General features: G+C 38.6%; 14 protein-coding genes and 1 pseudogene. 8 read left to right on the forward strand and 7 right to left on the reverse strand.

Annotated elements, in window-relative coordinates; all coding sequences use genetic code 11:
• Positions 1–111 precede the first annotated feature (111 nt).
• The 3 genes from IQ244_RS01935 (at position 112) to IQ244_RS01945 (ending at position 4,411) form a co-directional block, all read left to right on the forward strand.
• The gene (locus IQ244_RS01935) at positions 112–1,842 is read left to right on the forward strand and encodes a diflavin flavoprotein (protein ID WP_193889388.1); all 1,731 of its coding nucleotides are present in this window, start codon (positions 112–114) and stop codon (positions 1,840–1,842) included.
• Between the two features lie 234 nt (positions 1,843–2,076).
• Positions 2,077–2,571 carry a phosphate-starvation-inducible PsiE family protein gene (locus IQ244_RS01940; RefSeq protein WP_193889389.1) on the forward strand — a complete coding sequence of 165 codons (495 nt, stop codon included), beginning with the start codon at positions 2,077–2,079 and terminating at the stop codon, positions 2,569–2,571.
• A gap of 109 nt (positions 2,572–2,680) precedes the next feature.
• A complete protein-coding gene (locus IQ244_RS01945) occupies positions 2,681–4,411 on the forward strand; it encodes a diflavin flavoprotein (protein WP_193889390.1) in 1,731 nt (576 codons plus the stop codon).
• Between the two features lie 92 nt (positions 4,412–4,503).
• Here IQ244_RS01945 and IQ244_RS01950 read toward each other — a convergent pair whose 3' ends face one another.
• A complete protein-coding gene (locus tag IQ244_RS01950; RefSeq protein WP_193889391.1) occupies positions 4,504–4,914 on the reverse strand; it encodes a hypothetical protein in 411 nt (136 codons plus the stop codon).
• Between the two features lie 97 nt (positions 4,915–5,011).
• Between IQ244_RS01950 and IQ244_RS01955 the strand changes: the two genes are divergently transcribed.
• Both IQ244_RS01955 and IQ244_RS01960 read left to right on the forward strand, forming a co-directional pair.
• Positions 5,012–6,091 (forward strand): WD40 repeat domain-containing protein, encoded by a 1,080-nt coding sequence (locus tag IQ244_RS01955; RefSeq protein WP_193889392.1) that lies wholly within the window; start codon positions 5,012–5,014, stop codon positions 6,089–6,091.
• Between the two features lie 294 nt (positions 6,092–6,385).
• Positions 6,386–7,030, forward strand: a complete 645-nt coding sequence (locus IQ244_RS01960; RefSeq protein ID WP_193889393.1) for a transaldolase family protein — start codon at positions 6,386–6,388, stop codon at positions 7,028–7,030.
• A gap of 87 nt (positions 7,031–7,117) precedes the next feature.
• Here the strand turns inward: IQ244_RS01960 and IQ244_RS01965 are convergent, their stop codons facing one another.
• The 5 genes and pseudogenes from IQ244_RS01965 to IQ244_RS01990 all read right to left on the reverse strand — a co-directional run bounded on the left by IQ244_RS01965 (position 7,118) and on the right by IQ244_RS01990 (position 11,647).
• Entirely contained in the window at positions 7,118–8,056 is a 939-nt protein-coding gene (locus tag IQ244_RS01965) for a glycosyltransferase family 2 protein (RefSeq protein ID WP_322746016.1), read from the reverse strand.
• Between the two features lie 87 nt (positions 8,057–8,143).
• A complete protein-coding gene (locus IQ244_RS01970; protein WP_193889395.1) occupies positions 8,144–8,572 on the reverse strand; it encodes a hypothetical protein in 429 nt (142 codons plus the stop codon).
• 223 nt (positions 8,573–8,795) lie between these two features.
• Positions 8,796–9,083: pseudogene (locus IQ244_RS01975) on the reverse strand (type II toxin-antitoxin system VapC family toxin); the annotation flags it as partial.
• A 253-nt stretch (positions 9,084–9,336) separates the two neighbouring features.
• Entirely contained in the window at positions 9,337–9,567 is a 231-nt protein-coding gene (locus tag IQ244_RS01985) for a hypothetical protein (RefSeq protein WP_193889396.1), read from the reverse strand.
• Positions 9,568–9,706: 139 nt separating this feature from the next.
• On the reverse strand, positions 9,707–11,647 hold the full coding sequence (locus IQ244_RS01990; RefSeq protein WP_193889397.1) for an FAD-dependent oxidoreductase: 1,941 nt from the start codon (positions 11,645–11,647) through the stop codon (positions 9,707–9,709).
• Positions 11,648–11,819: 172 nt separating this feature from the next.
• Between IQ244_RS01990 and IQ244_RS01995 the strand changes: the two genes are divergently transcribed.
• The 3 genes from IQ244_RS01995 (at position 11,820) to IQ244_RS02005 (ending at position 14,809) form a co-directional block, all read left to right on the forward strand.
• Complete coding sequence (locus IQ244_RS01995) at positions 11,820–12,593, forward strand: ABC transporter permease (RefSeq protein ID WP_193889502.1); 774 nt, start codon at positions 11,820–11,822, stop codon at positions 12,591–12,593.
• Between the two features lie 43 nt (positions 12,594–12,636).
• On the forward strand, positions 12,637–13,833 hold the full coding sequence (locus IQ244_RS02000; RefSeq protein WP_193889398.1) for a DUF1624 domain-containing protein: 1,197 nt from the start codon (positions 12,637–12,639) through the stop codon (positions 13,831–13,833).
• Between the two features lie 73 nt (positions 13,834–13,906).
• On the forward strand, positions 13,907–14,809 hold the full coding sequence (locus tag IQ244_RS02005; RefSeq protein ID WP_193889399.1) for an ABC transporter ATP-binding protein: 903 nt from the start codon (positions 13,907–13,909) through the stop codon (positions 14,807–14,809).
• Here the strand turns inward: IQ244_RS02005 and IQ244_RS02010 are convergent.
• Positions 14,797–16,365, reverse strand: a complete 1,569-nt coding sequence (locus IQ244_RS02010) for a Na+/H+ antiporter (protein WP_193889400.1) — start codon at positions 16,363–16,365, stop codon at positions 14,797–14,799. The two genes, IQ244_RS02005 and IQ244_RS02010, sit on opposite strands and share 13 nt — an antisense overlap.
• Positions 16,366–16,394 lie beyond the last annotated feature (29 nt).

Below are 16,394 nucleotides of genomic sequence, written 5' to 3' on the forward strand. Positions count from 1 at the left end.
AAACTTCCTGATGAGTATCTTTAGAAATTGGCATTTTACCAAATGGAAATAACAGTTCAATATAAGAGTAAGCAGATTCACTCCAGATAAATTTCTTTTTGGAGAAACCCAATGGTAGCACTCACAGATACTACTTCAATATTTTCTCATTCATCACGTTTAACTATCCAAACTATTGAAATTGCCACTCAAACGACAGCTATTCGTTGCCTTGATTGGGATAGAGAGCGTTTTGATGTTGAATTTGGGTTACGTAATGGGACAACATATAACTCTTTTTTAATTCAAGGTGAAAAAATTGCTTTAGTTGACACTTCACATCGCAAATTCGAGCAATTATACCTAGAAATACTTATAGGATTAATTGAGCCAACAAAGATAGATTATTTGATTATTAGTCACACAGAACCAGACCATAGCGGATTAGTTAAAGATATTTTGCGATTAGCGCCAAATATTACTGTTGTGGGTGCGAAAGTGGCAATTCAATTTTTGGAGAATATGGTTCACCAACCATTTAAATCCATAATTGTAAAAAATGGCGATCGCTTAGATTTAGGCAATGGTCATGAATTAGAATTTGTCTCGGCTCCTAATCTTCACTGGCCGGATACAATCTTTACTTATGACTACAAAACAGGCATTCTCTTTACCTGTGATGTCTTTGGAATGCACTACTGTGATGACCATACATTCGATGAAAATTTAGCCATCATTGAAGAAGATTTTCATTATTACTATGATTGCCTGATGGGGCCAAATGCGCGGTCAGTTTTGGCAGCTTTAAAACGCATTGAAAAATTAGAGATATTAACAGTGGCTACAGGTCATGGGCCATTACTCAAACACAATATTTCCGAATGGTTAGAACGCTATCAAACTTGGAGTTTAGAACAAACAAAAACTGAACAATTTGTTGCTTTATTGTACACAGAAGATTACGGTTACAGTGAAACCATTGCTCGTTACATAGCACATGGTATTACTAGAACTGGAGTAGTAGTTGAATTAGTTCCTCTGAATAACACTGAACCGCAAGAAATCCGCGAATTAGTTTCACAAGCTGCGGGTTTAGTAATCGGGATGCCTCCCCAATCGGCTATAGTTGCCCAAACAGCATTAAGTACGATATTAGCGGCGGCTCATCATAAACAAGCTATTGGTTTATTTGAGTCGGGAGGGGGAGATGATGAACCAGTTTATCCTTTACGTAACAAGTTTCAAGAAGTTGGGTTAACTGAAGTTTTTCCACCAATTTTAATTAAAGAAACTCCCACCAGAGCTACAGAACAATTGTGTGATGAAGCGGGGACAGATATCGGACTCTGGTTAAACCGCGATCGCGCCATTAAACAAATCAAATCCATCAACACAGATTTAGAAAAAGCTCTTGGACGCATTAGCACAGGCTTATATATCATCACCGCCAAAAAAGCCGAAATTCAAAGCGCCATGTTTGCTTCTTGGGTGACACAAGCCAGCGCTAATCCTTTAGGAGTCGCTATTGCTGTGGCTAAAGAACGCGCCATTGAATCCTTAATGCACGTAGGCGATCGCTTTGTGTTAAACGTTCTGGAAGAAGGAAACTATCAAAGCTACATGAAACACTTCCTCAAGCGTTTCCTTCCCGGTGGCGATCGCTTTGCTGGAGTCAAAACCTATCCGGCTATGAATGGTTCCCCAATTCTCGCGGATGCTCTAGCTTACATAGAATGTGCAATTACCAGCCGCATGGATTGTGGTGATCATTGGGTAATTTATAGCACCGTGCAAACCGGAAGAGTCGCCAAAATCAATGCACTCACCGCCGTTCATCACCGCAAAATTGGTAATCACTACTAAATCAAGTCAAAAGTAAAAAGGTAAAAGTTAAAAGCGAATAGTGCTGAGTCAAGATATCGCAATTCTCAGACAGATGAAATACACCCCACCCGCGCTGTCGCGCACCCTCCCCTTGCCAAGGGGAGGGTTGGGGAGGGGTAGTTTTGTACCATACCAGAGTTGGAAACGCTATAAAACATTTACTTTTACCTTTTTACTTAATTAATTGCTCAGTTTATATTTCAACAAAAAGCCATGTATAAGCCTGTTGATGATAACCAAATTAACGCCTACGAAATCAATAGAGTTCGTGTTGTTCGCAGCTTGGAAATGATTCAAGATGTGATTGTCATTTCCTTATGTATTGGCTTATTTAGTTTCATGGTTATTCAGGTGAGAGATATGTTTCTCTCCCTACTTCCTCCTTTGAATTTTCAAGTCGTTACCGCCGATATTTTGTTTCTATTAATTTTAGTTGAGTTGTTCCGATTACTAATTATTTATTTACAAGAACAACGCATATCTATTGGGGTAGCGGTAGAAGTTTCTATTGTTTCTGCTTTACGCGAAGTGATTGTTAAAGGTGTACTGGAAACTAATTGGACTCAAGTTTTAGCGACTTGTGCTTTCTTATTAGTTCTAGGAATTTTACTCATCTTGCGAGTCTGGCTACCACCAACATTTGAAGGTATTGATCCAGAACACCAAGTATCTGAACGTTACAAAAAAAATCGTCCAAATCAACATTGAAGTATGAAATGAACACTAAACCACAGAAATTGCGGATTCATACCTAATACTTAATAGTTTTAAAATTTCAGACTTTACACTTCATACTTTCTTAGAGGTTATTATATCCATGACTACAATCACACCCAGTCGTCCAAGAGATGTCCAGGTTGCAGAAATTGGACAGAATACAATAATTTTGCGATCGCGGACTTGGGAAAGACTAAAATTTGAGGTGGAATATTCCCGCCAAAAAGGAACCACGGCTAATTCTTATTTAATTCAAGCCGATAAAAAAGCTTTAATTGACCCTCCTGGCGAATCTTTTACGGAAATTTATATCCAGGAACTAGGACAACATCTAGACTTAGCAACTCTAGATTACATTATTCTCAATCATGTCAACCCCAACCGCCGCGCCACGCTCAAAGTACTACTGTCTCATGCACCGCAAGCGACGATAATTTGCTCTCGTCCTGCGGCTAATGCTTTAAAAGCCACCTTTCCTGAATGGGAAGCACACATTCAAGCGGTACGTTCCGAAGATACTTTAGATTTAGGACAAGGCCATCTGTTGTCATTCGTCACTGTACCCACTCCCCGGTGGGCGGATGGACTCTGCACCTATGATTCTGGGTCTAAGATTCTTTACACAGATAAATTTTTTGGCGCTCATATCTGCGAAGATACTCTGTTTGATGAAGACTGGAAAAAGTTAGATGCAGAACGCCGTTATTATTTTGAGTGTCTTCATGCACCCCAAGCCAAACAAGTCGAAGTTGCCTTAGATAAATTGACAGGTTTGGCTGCAAGATATTATGCTCCGGCGCATGGCCCAATTGTGCGTTACAGCTTGAGTCGTTTTACTTACGATTATCGCCAATGGTGTCAAGGACAGAAATCGCCAGAATTTAGCGTAGCTTTGTTGTATGCTTCAGCTTATGGGAATACAGCAATTTTAGCGAATGCGATCGCTCAAGGATTGATTCAAAATGGCATTAATGTAGAGTCAATTAACTGCGAACTAGCAGACACAGCAGAAATTACTCGCCTGATAGAAGCCTGCGACGGATTTATTATTGGTTCCCCCACTTTAGGTGGTCATGCGCCAACACAAATTCAAACAGCCTTGGGAATAGTGCTGTCAACCGCTACTAAAACTAAATTAGCCGGTGTCTTTGGTTCCTATGGTTGGAGTGGCGAGGCCATTGATTTATTAGAAAATAAACTCATAGATGCCAATTATCGTTTAGGGTTTGAAACAATCCGGGTGCGCTTTAGTCCGACTACTGAGACTCTGCAACAATGTGCAACGGCGGGTGCAACCTTTGCCCAAACTTTGAAGAAAAATAAGAAAATACGTGTTCCGCGTCAAGTCGTTACAGAAGCACACGTAGACCGTACCGAACAAGCTGTAGGACGCATAGTTGGTTCCTTGTGTGTTGTGACAACTCGTGATCAAAATAGCCACAAAGGCATTTTAACTTCTTGGGTATCACAGGCAACTTTTAATCCACCGGGAATTATGATTGCGATTTCGCAAGAGCAAAACGCTGATTTTATGCGTCATCCTGGCGATAAATTTGTATTGAATATTCTCAAAGAAGGTAGAAATGTACGGCGCTATTTTTCCCGTCATAGCACTTCAGGAGACAACCCATTTGCCAATCTTTCTACCCAAACTGCGGCTAATGGTTGTCTGATTCTAGATGACGCATTAGCCTATTTAGAATGCACAGTGCAAAATCAAATTGAATCTGGAGACAGATGGTTGATTTATGCAATTGTTGATAAAGGCGAAATGTTAACTAATGACGGCATAACCGCTGTTGAACATCGTAAATCAGGTAGTTTTTATTAATCAAAACCTAATTAGCCTGCTTTCGACTTTGCGGTTGTCAATAGGCTATGCAAGCTTTATATAGCCCCAGACTTACAGTCTAAGGGGTTTATTTAATTGAGATCATTAAGATTAGTTTTTGGCAATTGAAGTACCTCAGAAAAACGTGAATACTTAACCAAATCAGTAGGCGGATAATCTGCCGACACTGCAATTAACCCAACTTTGATATCATCGAAATAAATCACACTTCCAATCCGCCGTTCCACAAAGAAAGCCCCATGAAATAAATGATGTTTGGCAATATAAATTAAGAAAAGGTCACGAATCTTGATTTCTTTGCTAAACATTTGCTGACAAGTTTTGCGGATAACATTATCAAGGTATTGATTATAAGCAGGTTCACCCAAGTCAGTAAATTCTGGATGGTCTGCAAAATTATCCATATAAAATAACCAGATATTGGATAAGTCTGCTTCATCAGTCAGTTTTTGTTTGAGTGTCTGCCATTGAGCGTTTTTCATAGTATTGATCATAAATATGGAATGAGTTAGGCAAATACAGGTATTTTCCTATACTTTAAATATTGAAGTAATAATCGAATAGGGTTACTGTATCACTATGCAACTACCTTTCATCATTAAAACCTTAACATTACTTGGTTTTTACTTACTTATACCCTTGAGTATGTTTACAAGCTTTCCAGTTGTAGCAGATACACTTCATGTTGCGACAAAGGCTGATAAACCGCAGGGTTTGAAATTAACTTTATCAGGGCATACTGAACCTGTTCGTGCATTAGCTATTGCGCCCAATAGTCAACTTCTTGCTAGTGGTAGCGATGATAAAACAATCAAGCTTTGGAATCCGAATACAGGTGCATTGCTGCGGACTTTAACTGGACATAAAGAGCAGATTAAATCAATAGTGATTACTCCAGACGCTCAAACTTTGATTAGTACTAGTTTCGATAACACTATCAAATTTTGGAATACGCAAACAGGCGAGCAAATTCGCACGATTGGCGAAAAAACAGGGGTGAGAGCAATATTATTGACCCCAGATGGACAAACTTTAATTAGTGGTAGTGGTGATACAACCATCAAATTTCGGAATCTCAAAACTCGAAAAATTGATCGCATCTTGAAAGTAGACACAACAGCACTGGCAATTAGTCGTGATGGTAAAACTCTGTATAGTGGCGGTGAAAATGGTGGTAAAATTCGAGTTTGGAGTATGCTAACAGGTAAACAATTACGCAGTTTTACCCCACCACTACCTAATAAAGCAGACCTAATTAGCGGTTCGGAAAAAGCATCATCTCCAATTACCCTTGCTGTTAGTAATGATGGGAAAATGCTGCTAAGTGGTGGCTATGATGATAGCTTTCAATCTGCTGGAGTTAGGACTACAGATGGTAAAAGTTTCAAAGCTTGGAACTTGAATACAGGAAAGCTCATTCATAATTTTTCATTGGGTTCCAGTATTGATGCGTTAATTATCAGTCCCGATAGCAAGACATTTATTACTGGCGGTTTAGGTAGATCAATTATAGTGCGTGACATCATCACTGGAAAATCAGTCTTGGAGTTGATCGGACATGGAGGTGGAATTTATGGACTTGCCTTGAGTAGTGATGGTCAGACTTTATATAGTGGTAGTGGTGATAAATCTATTAAAGTTTGGCAAATCAAACCTTGATCTATCAATTTTTCTCTTGTAGGGTATAGGGGTTTAAGGGGCGACAAGTGAGCATCAGCCGAATGGTGTAGGTGTTCAAAACCTTACACCCATTCTTAACAATCATAAATCATGAAAAGGCAGCAGTAACACTGTGAGAAGCTGCGTGCATCACAGGGAAAAACCCACAATTAAAATTAGGGGATTTGAGACGGATGTATTTTTCACAGTCTGAGTGTCTCGAAAAAAAGACTGAAATTATAAAGCTAAAATTGGTATGATGCCAGCGATGGGACTTTAAGGAAAATAAATTCAGTGACCTTATTTTTGGACTCAGCGATCGCAGCGGAAGCGGAAGCTGCTAAAAAATTAGGTTGGGTAAAAGGTATCACTACTAACCCAACATTGTTAGCCAAAAGTCCGTTACCAGTCGAGACTACATTAAAACAACTGGCACAATTAACTCCGGGGCCATTATTCTATCAGTTGATGGCGGCTGAATTTGAAGAAATGGTAGCAGAAGGCAGAACAGCCTTTGAATTAATTGGACACCAAACAGTCTTAAAAATTCCTGCGTCCTTAGTTGGCTTTCAGGTAGTGGCTGAACTAGCGCCAGAAATTCCCTGTGCAGTCACAGCTATATATAGTGCAGCACAAGCAGCAGTCGCTCAAGAAGCTGGGGCAAAATATGCGATCGCTTACGTCAATCGAGCTACTAGACTATTAGGTGATGGAGTAGCATTAGTCCGCGAAATGGCAAGTGTTGTAGCCGGAAGCAACACCGAAATTATGGCCGCCAGCATCAAATCTCCCGAAGAAGCAGTCGCATCCCTACAAGCTGGCGCTCATCATCTCACTTTACCTTTAGCAATGCTACAGTCTATGACTAATCATGAGCTTTCAGCGCAAACCATTGATGAATTTGCCGAAAATGGCCGCGGGATTTTACAGTCCACATAAGGGAGTGCTGAGTGCTGAGTAGAAGTCGTAGTTTTTTCAAAAATGTAGAGGTGTGGTGTTTTTCACACCCATACACCCAATCACAATTTACTCCCCAATTCCCTTCCCATAGGCTTCATACACGCCTTTGACGTTGTACCAGTTGAGAAAAATTCTGGCTACTTCTAAAGCTAATTGGGGTCTACCTAATTTAATCAGCCATCTCAAAAACGGAGCCATTGTGCGTTCATTCAACAGCCCATTAAGTGAGAGAATACCCCACAATAACCGATGTAGCCATGTCATTTGAATCATCATTCGCACCTCCCAAGTAGGATGCTTTTGATAAAACAAAACTCCCATTCGTCCGCGTTGAATTTCTTTTTCAATTAAGTTAGGAATTTGTTCTAAATTAAATGGTGGATGCCAGTGATAGCCAACTGCTTCTGGACATTTAATCAATTGCAAACCGAGGTTTTTTAGCCGCACCCCTAACTCCAAATCTTCCCAACCATACAGTTGAAAACCAATATCAAATAATCCAGCTTTTTCTAGCCAAGATTTAGGAATAGCCACATTACCTGTGGCAAAAAAAGCTGCCGAAAAATCTGTAATTTTATAAGGTTCAGCAGTTGGATTCTCGAAATTACAAGTATTAATTACTGCACCATAAGTAAAAAAGCGATCGCTACCTATTCTCTCTTTTCCCTGCAATAATGCGTCAGCGTGAGCTTGCAGAAAGTTTTTCAGCACAACTAAATCGCTATCGATAAATATAATTGTATCCCCTCGCGCCTTTTCTACCCCCAAATTCCGCGCCGCAGCGGGGCCAGCATGGTCTTGCTCAAAGCATCGCACATGGGGAAACTCTTGTTTGTGTACTGCCAACCATTCTAAGGTTCCATCTGTAGAACCATCATCTACTAAAACAATTTCGTAGTCAGTAATTACAGTTGATGCACTCAATTCCTGCATTTCCAAGGCTCGGAGGCACTTTTCTAAAATCGGCAGGCGATTATAAGTTGGTATCACAACACTGAAAAACACATTCTCACCCACAACAGAAATTATCCATCTTCAGCATAAAACGGTAAAGCACTAATATTTAGTTGGATTTTCTGTGCTGGAAGTTCCTCAATTCAGCCAAAATCCCCCAACTTTTCCAGCTTTGAGGCTAAGTCTGGCTAAGATATCATCACTGCCATCTTTAAAAGTTAATTTCCATAAGTAAACTTGATAGCCTTGCTGATTCAGTTTCGTGACAAACACTGCTGAATAGCCTTTTTTCAGGCGAGGTGCTAATTGTCCACTAACTTGTGTAAAGGTTTGTTGTGTTATGCCTTCTTTAAATGCTGCATTCCCTTGAGAGATAAACTTATTGTAATTGTTTTCTTCAATGGCATTTATAAGACTTGTAAAAGTTTTTTGGACAGATTGTTCCGGTTGGCTAACTGGCGTTGATTTTACTTGCTCCTTCACAGCAGCTTGCACATCTTTTTCTAGTCCTAAAGTCAATGGTGACATAGTAAGAACTGCTGCAAGTACTAATGCTATTTTGTTCATTTATTTTGTTCCACTGGAAAATTTACTTCATCCAATATAGCAGGTATAAAATTACTAGTTGAGTTCTAACGACACTTAACTATATAGGAATAATATTTGATTTGGAGAAAAAAACTCAGTACACCTTTGTTACTTATTTTCTTGTTCCCTATTCCCTACCTACACAAGTAATTTCAATAATCAAGTCGGATTCCTATAGATAAAAGTATTTTATAAAATTCCTCTATTTTAGAGTTTTCACATCAAAAAAATTAAGAATTTTTGCATCTGCCGTTAACAAATTACAATCATAAAATCTTGCTGTAGCTACAATAAGTTGATCAAACGGATCGCTATGGAAGCCGCTGAGTTGAGTAGAATCAATAACTATTGGCAGAGACAAATTTAATAGTTGTCTACCTGGATAAGCTAAGGCTGCTTCTAGCCATTTATCAATAGCTAAAGGTAAAACTAATCTCTTCTTCTCTACCAATTTTGGTACTTCCCAACAAGAAAGAATACTGATTCCTAAGAGGATGTCTGAGAAGTATTAAATCTTGTGCTTGATCCCCCCTAGCCCCCCTTAAAAAAGGGGGGAAATAAATCAAAGTCCCCCTTTTTAAGGGGGATTTAGGGGGATCTACAAGTCTCAAATACAACACCAAAAAGTTTTCAGACATCCTCTAAACCGTCAGACCGATAATCTTGTAACCATTGTCGCTGTTGTTGGGTTAACCGTGAATCATTCTGCACCCACCAAACCCAAATATGAGTATCAAGTATGATCATTGTAAAACTTCCCAGTCCTCTAAAGCGACTGGTTCTGTCGGATCATCATAACGGTATGGTTGTGTGTTATGTAAAGGATAAGGATCTGGTTTGTGTAATGCTTGATGCTGTAGAGTTTTAGTCTCTAGAATAATCACTTCTACCGCATCCCCAGCATGAAACGGTAAACCCTGTAGTGTCAGAGTGCCATCTTCAGTTAAAATGACTTCTATTTTATGAGCATTCATATTTCAAAGCTAGATTTTCAATCTTCACTACAATTAGTGTAATCATGTGACTTAGTAAGTAAATATAAAATTAATAATGTAATACATTACATTATTACTCATAGAGAATCTTGAAATTGCCAAGCACTACACCACAAATTTATATTTGCAATAACCCTTCAGGATTGACAGAAAATAGCGATCGCCTTTGCAAACCTTCCTGGTGTAAAATCTCGTTAGCAGCTAATAAACCACTACTGACAGCGCGTTCCATTAAGCCACAAGGAAAAGGCATCTTCACCCAATCACCTGCAAATACTAAGTTAGATATATTCGTCTTTGTTTCTGGACGTGCGGCATAACTATTAGGTGGATATCCTGAAAAGTTATGTTGATTAACTAATTCTCGATGTAATATTTTTGCTTGTTTTAACTCTGGAACAATTGCATAAAGTTCTTGCTCAAAAGTATTCATCAAAGCTGCTTGGGTGGAAAAGTCTTTTTCTTTATAACAGTATGCGTGGAGTTCAACCACACTACCGCCAGTACGTTGTGACCAATCAATAAACTGTTGTTGAATACGATGATAAAGAGTGATACTATCAGTTAATTGGTAGCCAGATAAAGAAGTAAAATTACTTTGTTGCCAGGCAAAATCACGATCAAACCAAAAGCGACAGACGGCAAAGGGATCGGCAATACTCAAATTTTCTACTTGACTTTTCACTGTGTCATCAACATCACCATTCACTCGCTGAAATAATTTCTGCACTCCCGGAACATCAGTAGCAAAAACATAATAATCAGCTTGAGTTTTTTCTGGCAATGCTAATTCTTGATTTGCAGCTATTAGTTTTACCTCATCACCATTTCGTTCTACTACTTGGAATTTAGCTAAATCTCGTTTCGCTGGCCCTTTGATAACTTTCCCATTAGCAGCAAACATCGCTCCGTGACAAGGACATTGAAATTTACCATCCTCAGCTTTTTGGACAGTGCAACCTTGATGAGTGCAGGTAAGAGAAATTGCTTCTTTAGAGCCTAATGGTAAAGCAAATACTTCATCAGCTGCACCAAAATATTCTATCTTGTCATCGGCGATCGCAGCGTTTTGTTTAACTGTAAATGGTGCCGCAGTCTGATGATCACCAGCGCTATATTTTACACCATTAATTTTCCCATCGACAGCCACAACTTCAGTTACAGTTGCATCGGTGATAATTTTACCACCTTGTTGTTTAATAGCTCTAGCGATGGGTTGGACTAAACTTGTCCCCATATCGTCTTTTGTCCCATTAAAAGCTAGTCCTTCAGGGTTGCCGAAAAAGTAAAAATGGAAGAACTGCATTAGTTCTCCCACACTCATTAAATCTGGTGCATTCAAGCTAGATTTCGCAAAAGGCAGAAAATATAAATCGTATAAACCTTGAGGAAATTCCGTTTCTACCCAATCAGCAACGGAGATATTATCAAATCGCTGATAGTTTTTTTCTCTTTGAAAACCTGTAATCGCTTGAAAAACTTGGAGATGCTTAATTTTCGTCAAATTAATTCCCCAACGCAGACGGTTTGGAGATGCGATCGCTAAATCTATAATATTCCAAGGAAAAGCCGAACTACTGGGGCGAAATACCTCTGGTTTGTATTGAGAATCTTGATAAACAACAGAATAGAAGTTCAGCGATTGAAAATTATTCGTTATCTCCAATTCTGCTACTAAACTATTCAGATTATAGTACTGGGGAAAAAAGCCATGAAACCCATGTTCCATCATAAAAGTTTCCCCAGCCGCTTCTACTTGCCAACTAGCGATTTTGCCACCTAACTGTGGAGATTTTTCTAATAGTGTGACAATAAATCCTCGCTGACTCAATTCGTAAGCACAAGCTAAACCTGCTAAACCACCCCCAATCACAACCACAGTTTTAGGTTGATTTAATATTTGCGGTAAGTCGAGAGTATCTTTTTGAAATACCGTTGGTTTTGGCTTAGTAAACCGCGAGTATCCTGTAACTCCTGCAACTGTACCGACACCGAACAACTTCAGTAGTGTACGACGGGAGATAGTAGATGATTCCAGCAAATTAGGTATTTGGCGCATTGGTTACAAAATTAACTTTTCACACACAACACAGTCATGAAATGATGACTGTGAGTTCGCAGATTGTATTGTTAAGAATATTTCTGTGATCACCGTGCTAAGTCCCGGACTGAATTATTTTGCCAGAATGGCAGAAATTGTCAAGAGTACACAATACTGGAGACTTCCTCAGATGAAATATTGGCGCGAAACCATAGCTGTCACGCAGCGCATCTTAATTGAATTATTCCGTCGCCGCCGCAGCCTAATTTTTTGGAGTATTTTTCCAATTTCCGTATTAATTCTCGGTGCGTTTATTTTGGCGGAACGCGCAAAAATCCCAATTAATACAGCTTTTGAATATACTGCACCTTCCACATTAGTTGGTGCTGCACTATTTTTTAGCTGTTTGGGTGGTAGCGTCGCCACCGTCGTTGCCGAACGAGAACAGCAAACCCTCAAACGCCTGTTTCTTTCGCCTTTGAGTGGTATATCCTATTTTTTAGGAATTTTTTTAGCTCATAGTTGCATTGGCTTAGGACAAACTTTACTAGTTTATACTGTTGCTGCTTTTTGGGGCGCTACATTTCAAGGTTCTATTTTTTTAGGATTAATCATTATTTTGATGAGTATTGCGGCTTATGTCGGCTTAGGTTTTATTTTAGGCACACAATTGGCCAGGCGAATTGAAGATGTGAATGCTTTAGTTGCTGCATTTGGTGTACCTTTATTGATTTTAGGCGGGGCATTTTTACCTAGTTCATTATTTCCCAAAAATTTAATTAATATTGCTAAATATGACCCAATTTATCACATGAATGAAGCCTTTGTGGGAGTATCAACTAAGGGTAAACAAATTAATGATATTACACCACATTTTTGGTTTTTATTTATATTTACGCTAGTAATGATTATTGGTGGATGGTTATCTTATCGCCATATGTTGTTAGTAGAGAGAAGATTATAAATAGGGGAAAATCATAATTATTTTAACAACCATTGAATAAACTATGGATTCTTCAATTACAAATTCTAATTCTGATCAGTTGACAAGCAAGCGAATCATCTCAATTGATATGTTGCGTGGGCTAGTAATGGTGCTAATGGTGTTAGATCATGTGCGAATTTTTTTCACTAATGTTCGCTTCCGTCCTACAGACTTAACACAGACAAATATACCTTTATTTTTTACCCGCTGGGTAACTCATTTGTGCGCTCCCACATTTATATTTTTAGCAGGGGTAGGAGTATATCTTTATTTTGAAAATCGACCTCAAACAAAGCCAGAATTATCACGCTATCTGATTATTCGAGGACTATGGTTAGTATTTCTAGAATTAACAGTGGTACGTTTTGGCTGGATATTTGAACCTACTTACTCTTTTTCGGCTGCGGGTGTACTTTGGGCAATTGGTTGGTCAATGGTTGTTTTAGCTGCATTAATTAGAATGCCAATTCCTCTGATAGCTACTGTTGGAATTGTGCTGATATGTGGACATAATTTATTTGATCATATCCATGCTGAACAATTAGGAAGATGGGGTTGGTTTTGGGTAATACTTCATGAACCCAAAATGCTTATGCCTTTTGCTAATAAAAATTTGATCATTAGCTATCCCCTGATTCCTTGGATTGGAGTGATGGCAACAGGTTATGCTTTTGGGACTGTACTAAAGCAGGAAAAAAGTTATCGGGAGCGATTTTTGCTCAGGTTAGGACTGGGTTTAATTGCTGGTTTTGTAGTTCTCCGCGCTTTAAATATATATGGCGATCCTTCACCTTGGACTGTACAGGATAATTTCTCGTTTACCATGCTATCGTTTATTAACTGTCAGAAATATCCGCCTTCATTACTATATTTGTTAATCACACTTGGCATAGCAATGCTCTTGCTTTACCTGTTTGAAAAGCACAGATTCAGGATTTTTCAACCGCTAGTTTTATTTGGTCAGGTGCCTCTATTTTTTTATATAGTTCATATTTGGTTAATCCACTTGATGGCTATTTTGCTGGCTTTACCTAAATATGGGTTAAAGGCAATTATTATGCCCTTTATCGCTTCTTCCCTAATGCCTGCTGATTATGGATATGATTTACCAATGCTCTACAATTTTTGGATAATCATGATAGTTCTGCTATATCCTATTTGTAGTTGGTTTAAGGGTTACAAGGCAAAGCATCCTAGCAAGTGGTTAAAGTACTTGTAAATATTTTAATTGTCCATTATTGAAAATTTAATGTGCCTATTAATTAAATAGGCTCAACACATCATAGAAAAATATGCTGACAATTAAAAATCTCAATAAGTCTTACTCTAAAAGACAAGTATTACAAGATTTAAGCTTACATATAGAACCAGGAGAAATTTATGGCTTACTTGGTGCCAATGGCGCTGGTAAGACAACCACAATTAATATTATCTGCAACTTACTCAAAGCTGATAGTGGTGATGTGACAATTAACCACCAGCCAAGTTCAGATGCAGCCAAAAAAATTATTGGCATTGCACCACAAGAAAATTTATTGTATAAAACTCTGACTTGCGAAGAGAATTTAAAATTTTTTGCTGATATTTATGGATTAGATAGAAAAATTCGTCAGCAACAAATAGAAACAACTCTGGCGGCGGTAAATTTATTAGATAGGGCGAAAAGTCCTGTGGAAACTCTCAGCGGTGGAATGCAGCGGCGGTTAAATATTGCAGTGGCTTTAGTGCATCAACCAAAATTAGTTATTTTAGATGAACCAACTACCGGCTTAGATATTGAATCTCGCTACGAAGTTTGGGAGTTAATTCGGCAATTGAGCAATCAAGGAATTACCATTTTATTAACAACGCATTTATTAGATGAAGCCGAACGTCTGTGTAACAAAATTGGTATTCTCAAAAATGGGCATATTTTGGCTGAAGGTAGTTTAGCTCAGTTACGTAAATTAATTCCAGCCGCAGAAATTTTAGTAGTACAAACTGCACAAAAAGAACAAGCGATCGCCCGCGCTCAAGAATATGGTTTTACACCTAAATATTATGGTCATGAGTTGGCTTTTTGGCTGCCAGAACCATTAGAATTAAAAGAAATTATTGCCAGATTTGAGGGGCTAAATATTGAGGCGATCGCGCGTCAACCTGTGCGTTTAGAACATATTTATCTAGAGGTCACACAAAATCTTTATTCTGGATGATTACTATCATGATTTGTTTGCAAAAAAGGTGACAGTTCTTTATTTAACTTCCCTGCACGTACAAACTCAGCGTATGTATCAGCTTCGATAGCCAATAGTTCCCCGCGTAATTCTTCGGTGGTAAACTCTTGCAAATTTGGGTATTCATCCAGTAATTTGTCAATTGTTTCTTGCAATAAATTGATTTCTCCCGTAATCAAAGTTTTTTGATATTTATAAAACTCTAGGTTAATTCCTGGGCGCTTTTGTGCTGTCTCTAAATATTCTAGCGATCGCTGGAGAGCAACTTGACGCGCAATTGCTTCCATATATTGTTGACGTAATGGTTGCGAACCTAAAAGATGTAATTTTTCTAATAATGTTTGGGTGCTTAAACCTTGCACTAACAATGTAAATAAAACTACTCCAAATACTGTGGCAATAATTTCTTCTCTTTGCGTAAATATAGCTGGTACACTCAAAGCCAAAGCTATAGAAACAGAGCCACGTAATCCACCCCAAGTCAATACAGCTTGTTCAGCTAAGGGAATTTCGGATTTAGCTAACCAATTGCTAATACTACTTAAAGCATAAATAGATATCGCCCTTGCCAAAGTCATCGCAGCAATTGTGAGTGCAATAGTTTTGAGGTTATTTCCTAATACAGCAAAGTGAATCTGATCACCAATTAACAAAAACACAATCGAATTCACAAAAAAAGCTAAAAATTCCCAAAACTCAGTCACAATAATGCGTGTACGCGGGTTCATACCAATGCGCGAACCAAAGTTACCTAAAATTAAAGCCGTCGTAACTACACCAATGACTCCCGAACCACCCAAATGTTCTGTAATTAAATAAGTACTGTAGGCTGAAACTAAGGTGAGTGACTGTTCTACTAATGGTAAATCGAAACGTTGTGTGAGGTAAGAAATACCAAATCCCGTTAATCCGCCAACGCCGATACCAATACCTACCACCTGAAAAAATTCTAATACAGCAGATTGTAAATCTAATTTGGCAGTGCCTAAAGGCAAGGCAACTAATAAACCAAAAGCCACAACCGCCATCCCATCATTAAATAAACTTTCCCCTTCCATCAGTGTTGTCAGACGTTTGCTTGCTCCTAGTTCCCGAAACAAAGCAGTTACTGAAACTGGATCGGTTGCTGATAGACTAGCTCCAATTAAAAGCGCAATATTTAGTTCAATCCCAGCTAATTGATGCAGACCAAATGCCACCCCAGCAATCGAAATTATTACCCCAATCACTGCATACAAACAAATAGGTAATAAATCCCGCTTTAAGTCTGACCATTTCAAATTCCAAGCAGCTTCAAATAGTAAAGGTGGCAGGAAAATTACGAGAATCAATGCAGGAGAGAGATTTACCAATCGTACATTTACGAATGCCAACCCTAATCCAACTATGACTAGTAGCAGTGTATAAGGAATGCGGCGCAACCAACTAAAAATTTGTGGTAGTGTTGCTACACCTAAAGAGACAGAAAGTACTAACAGAAATTGCTTAAGTTGTTCTGCAATTACAACTTCACCCGCAGCAGATTCTAATGTCATAAAAGTATTCCAGTTAAACAGAATATTTA

Source organism: Nostoc sp. LEGE 06077, from assembly GCF_015207705.1.
Lineage (GTDB): Bacteria > Cyanobacteriota > Cyanobacteriia > Cyanobacteriales > Nostocaceae > Nostoc_B.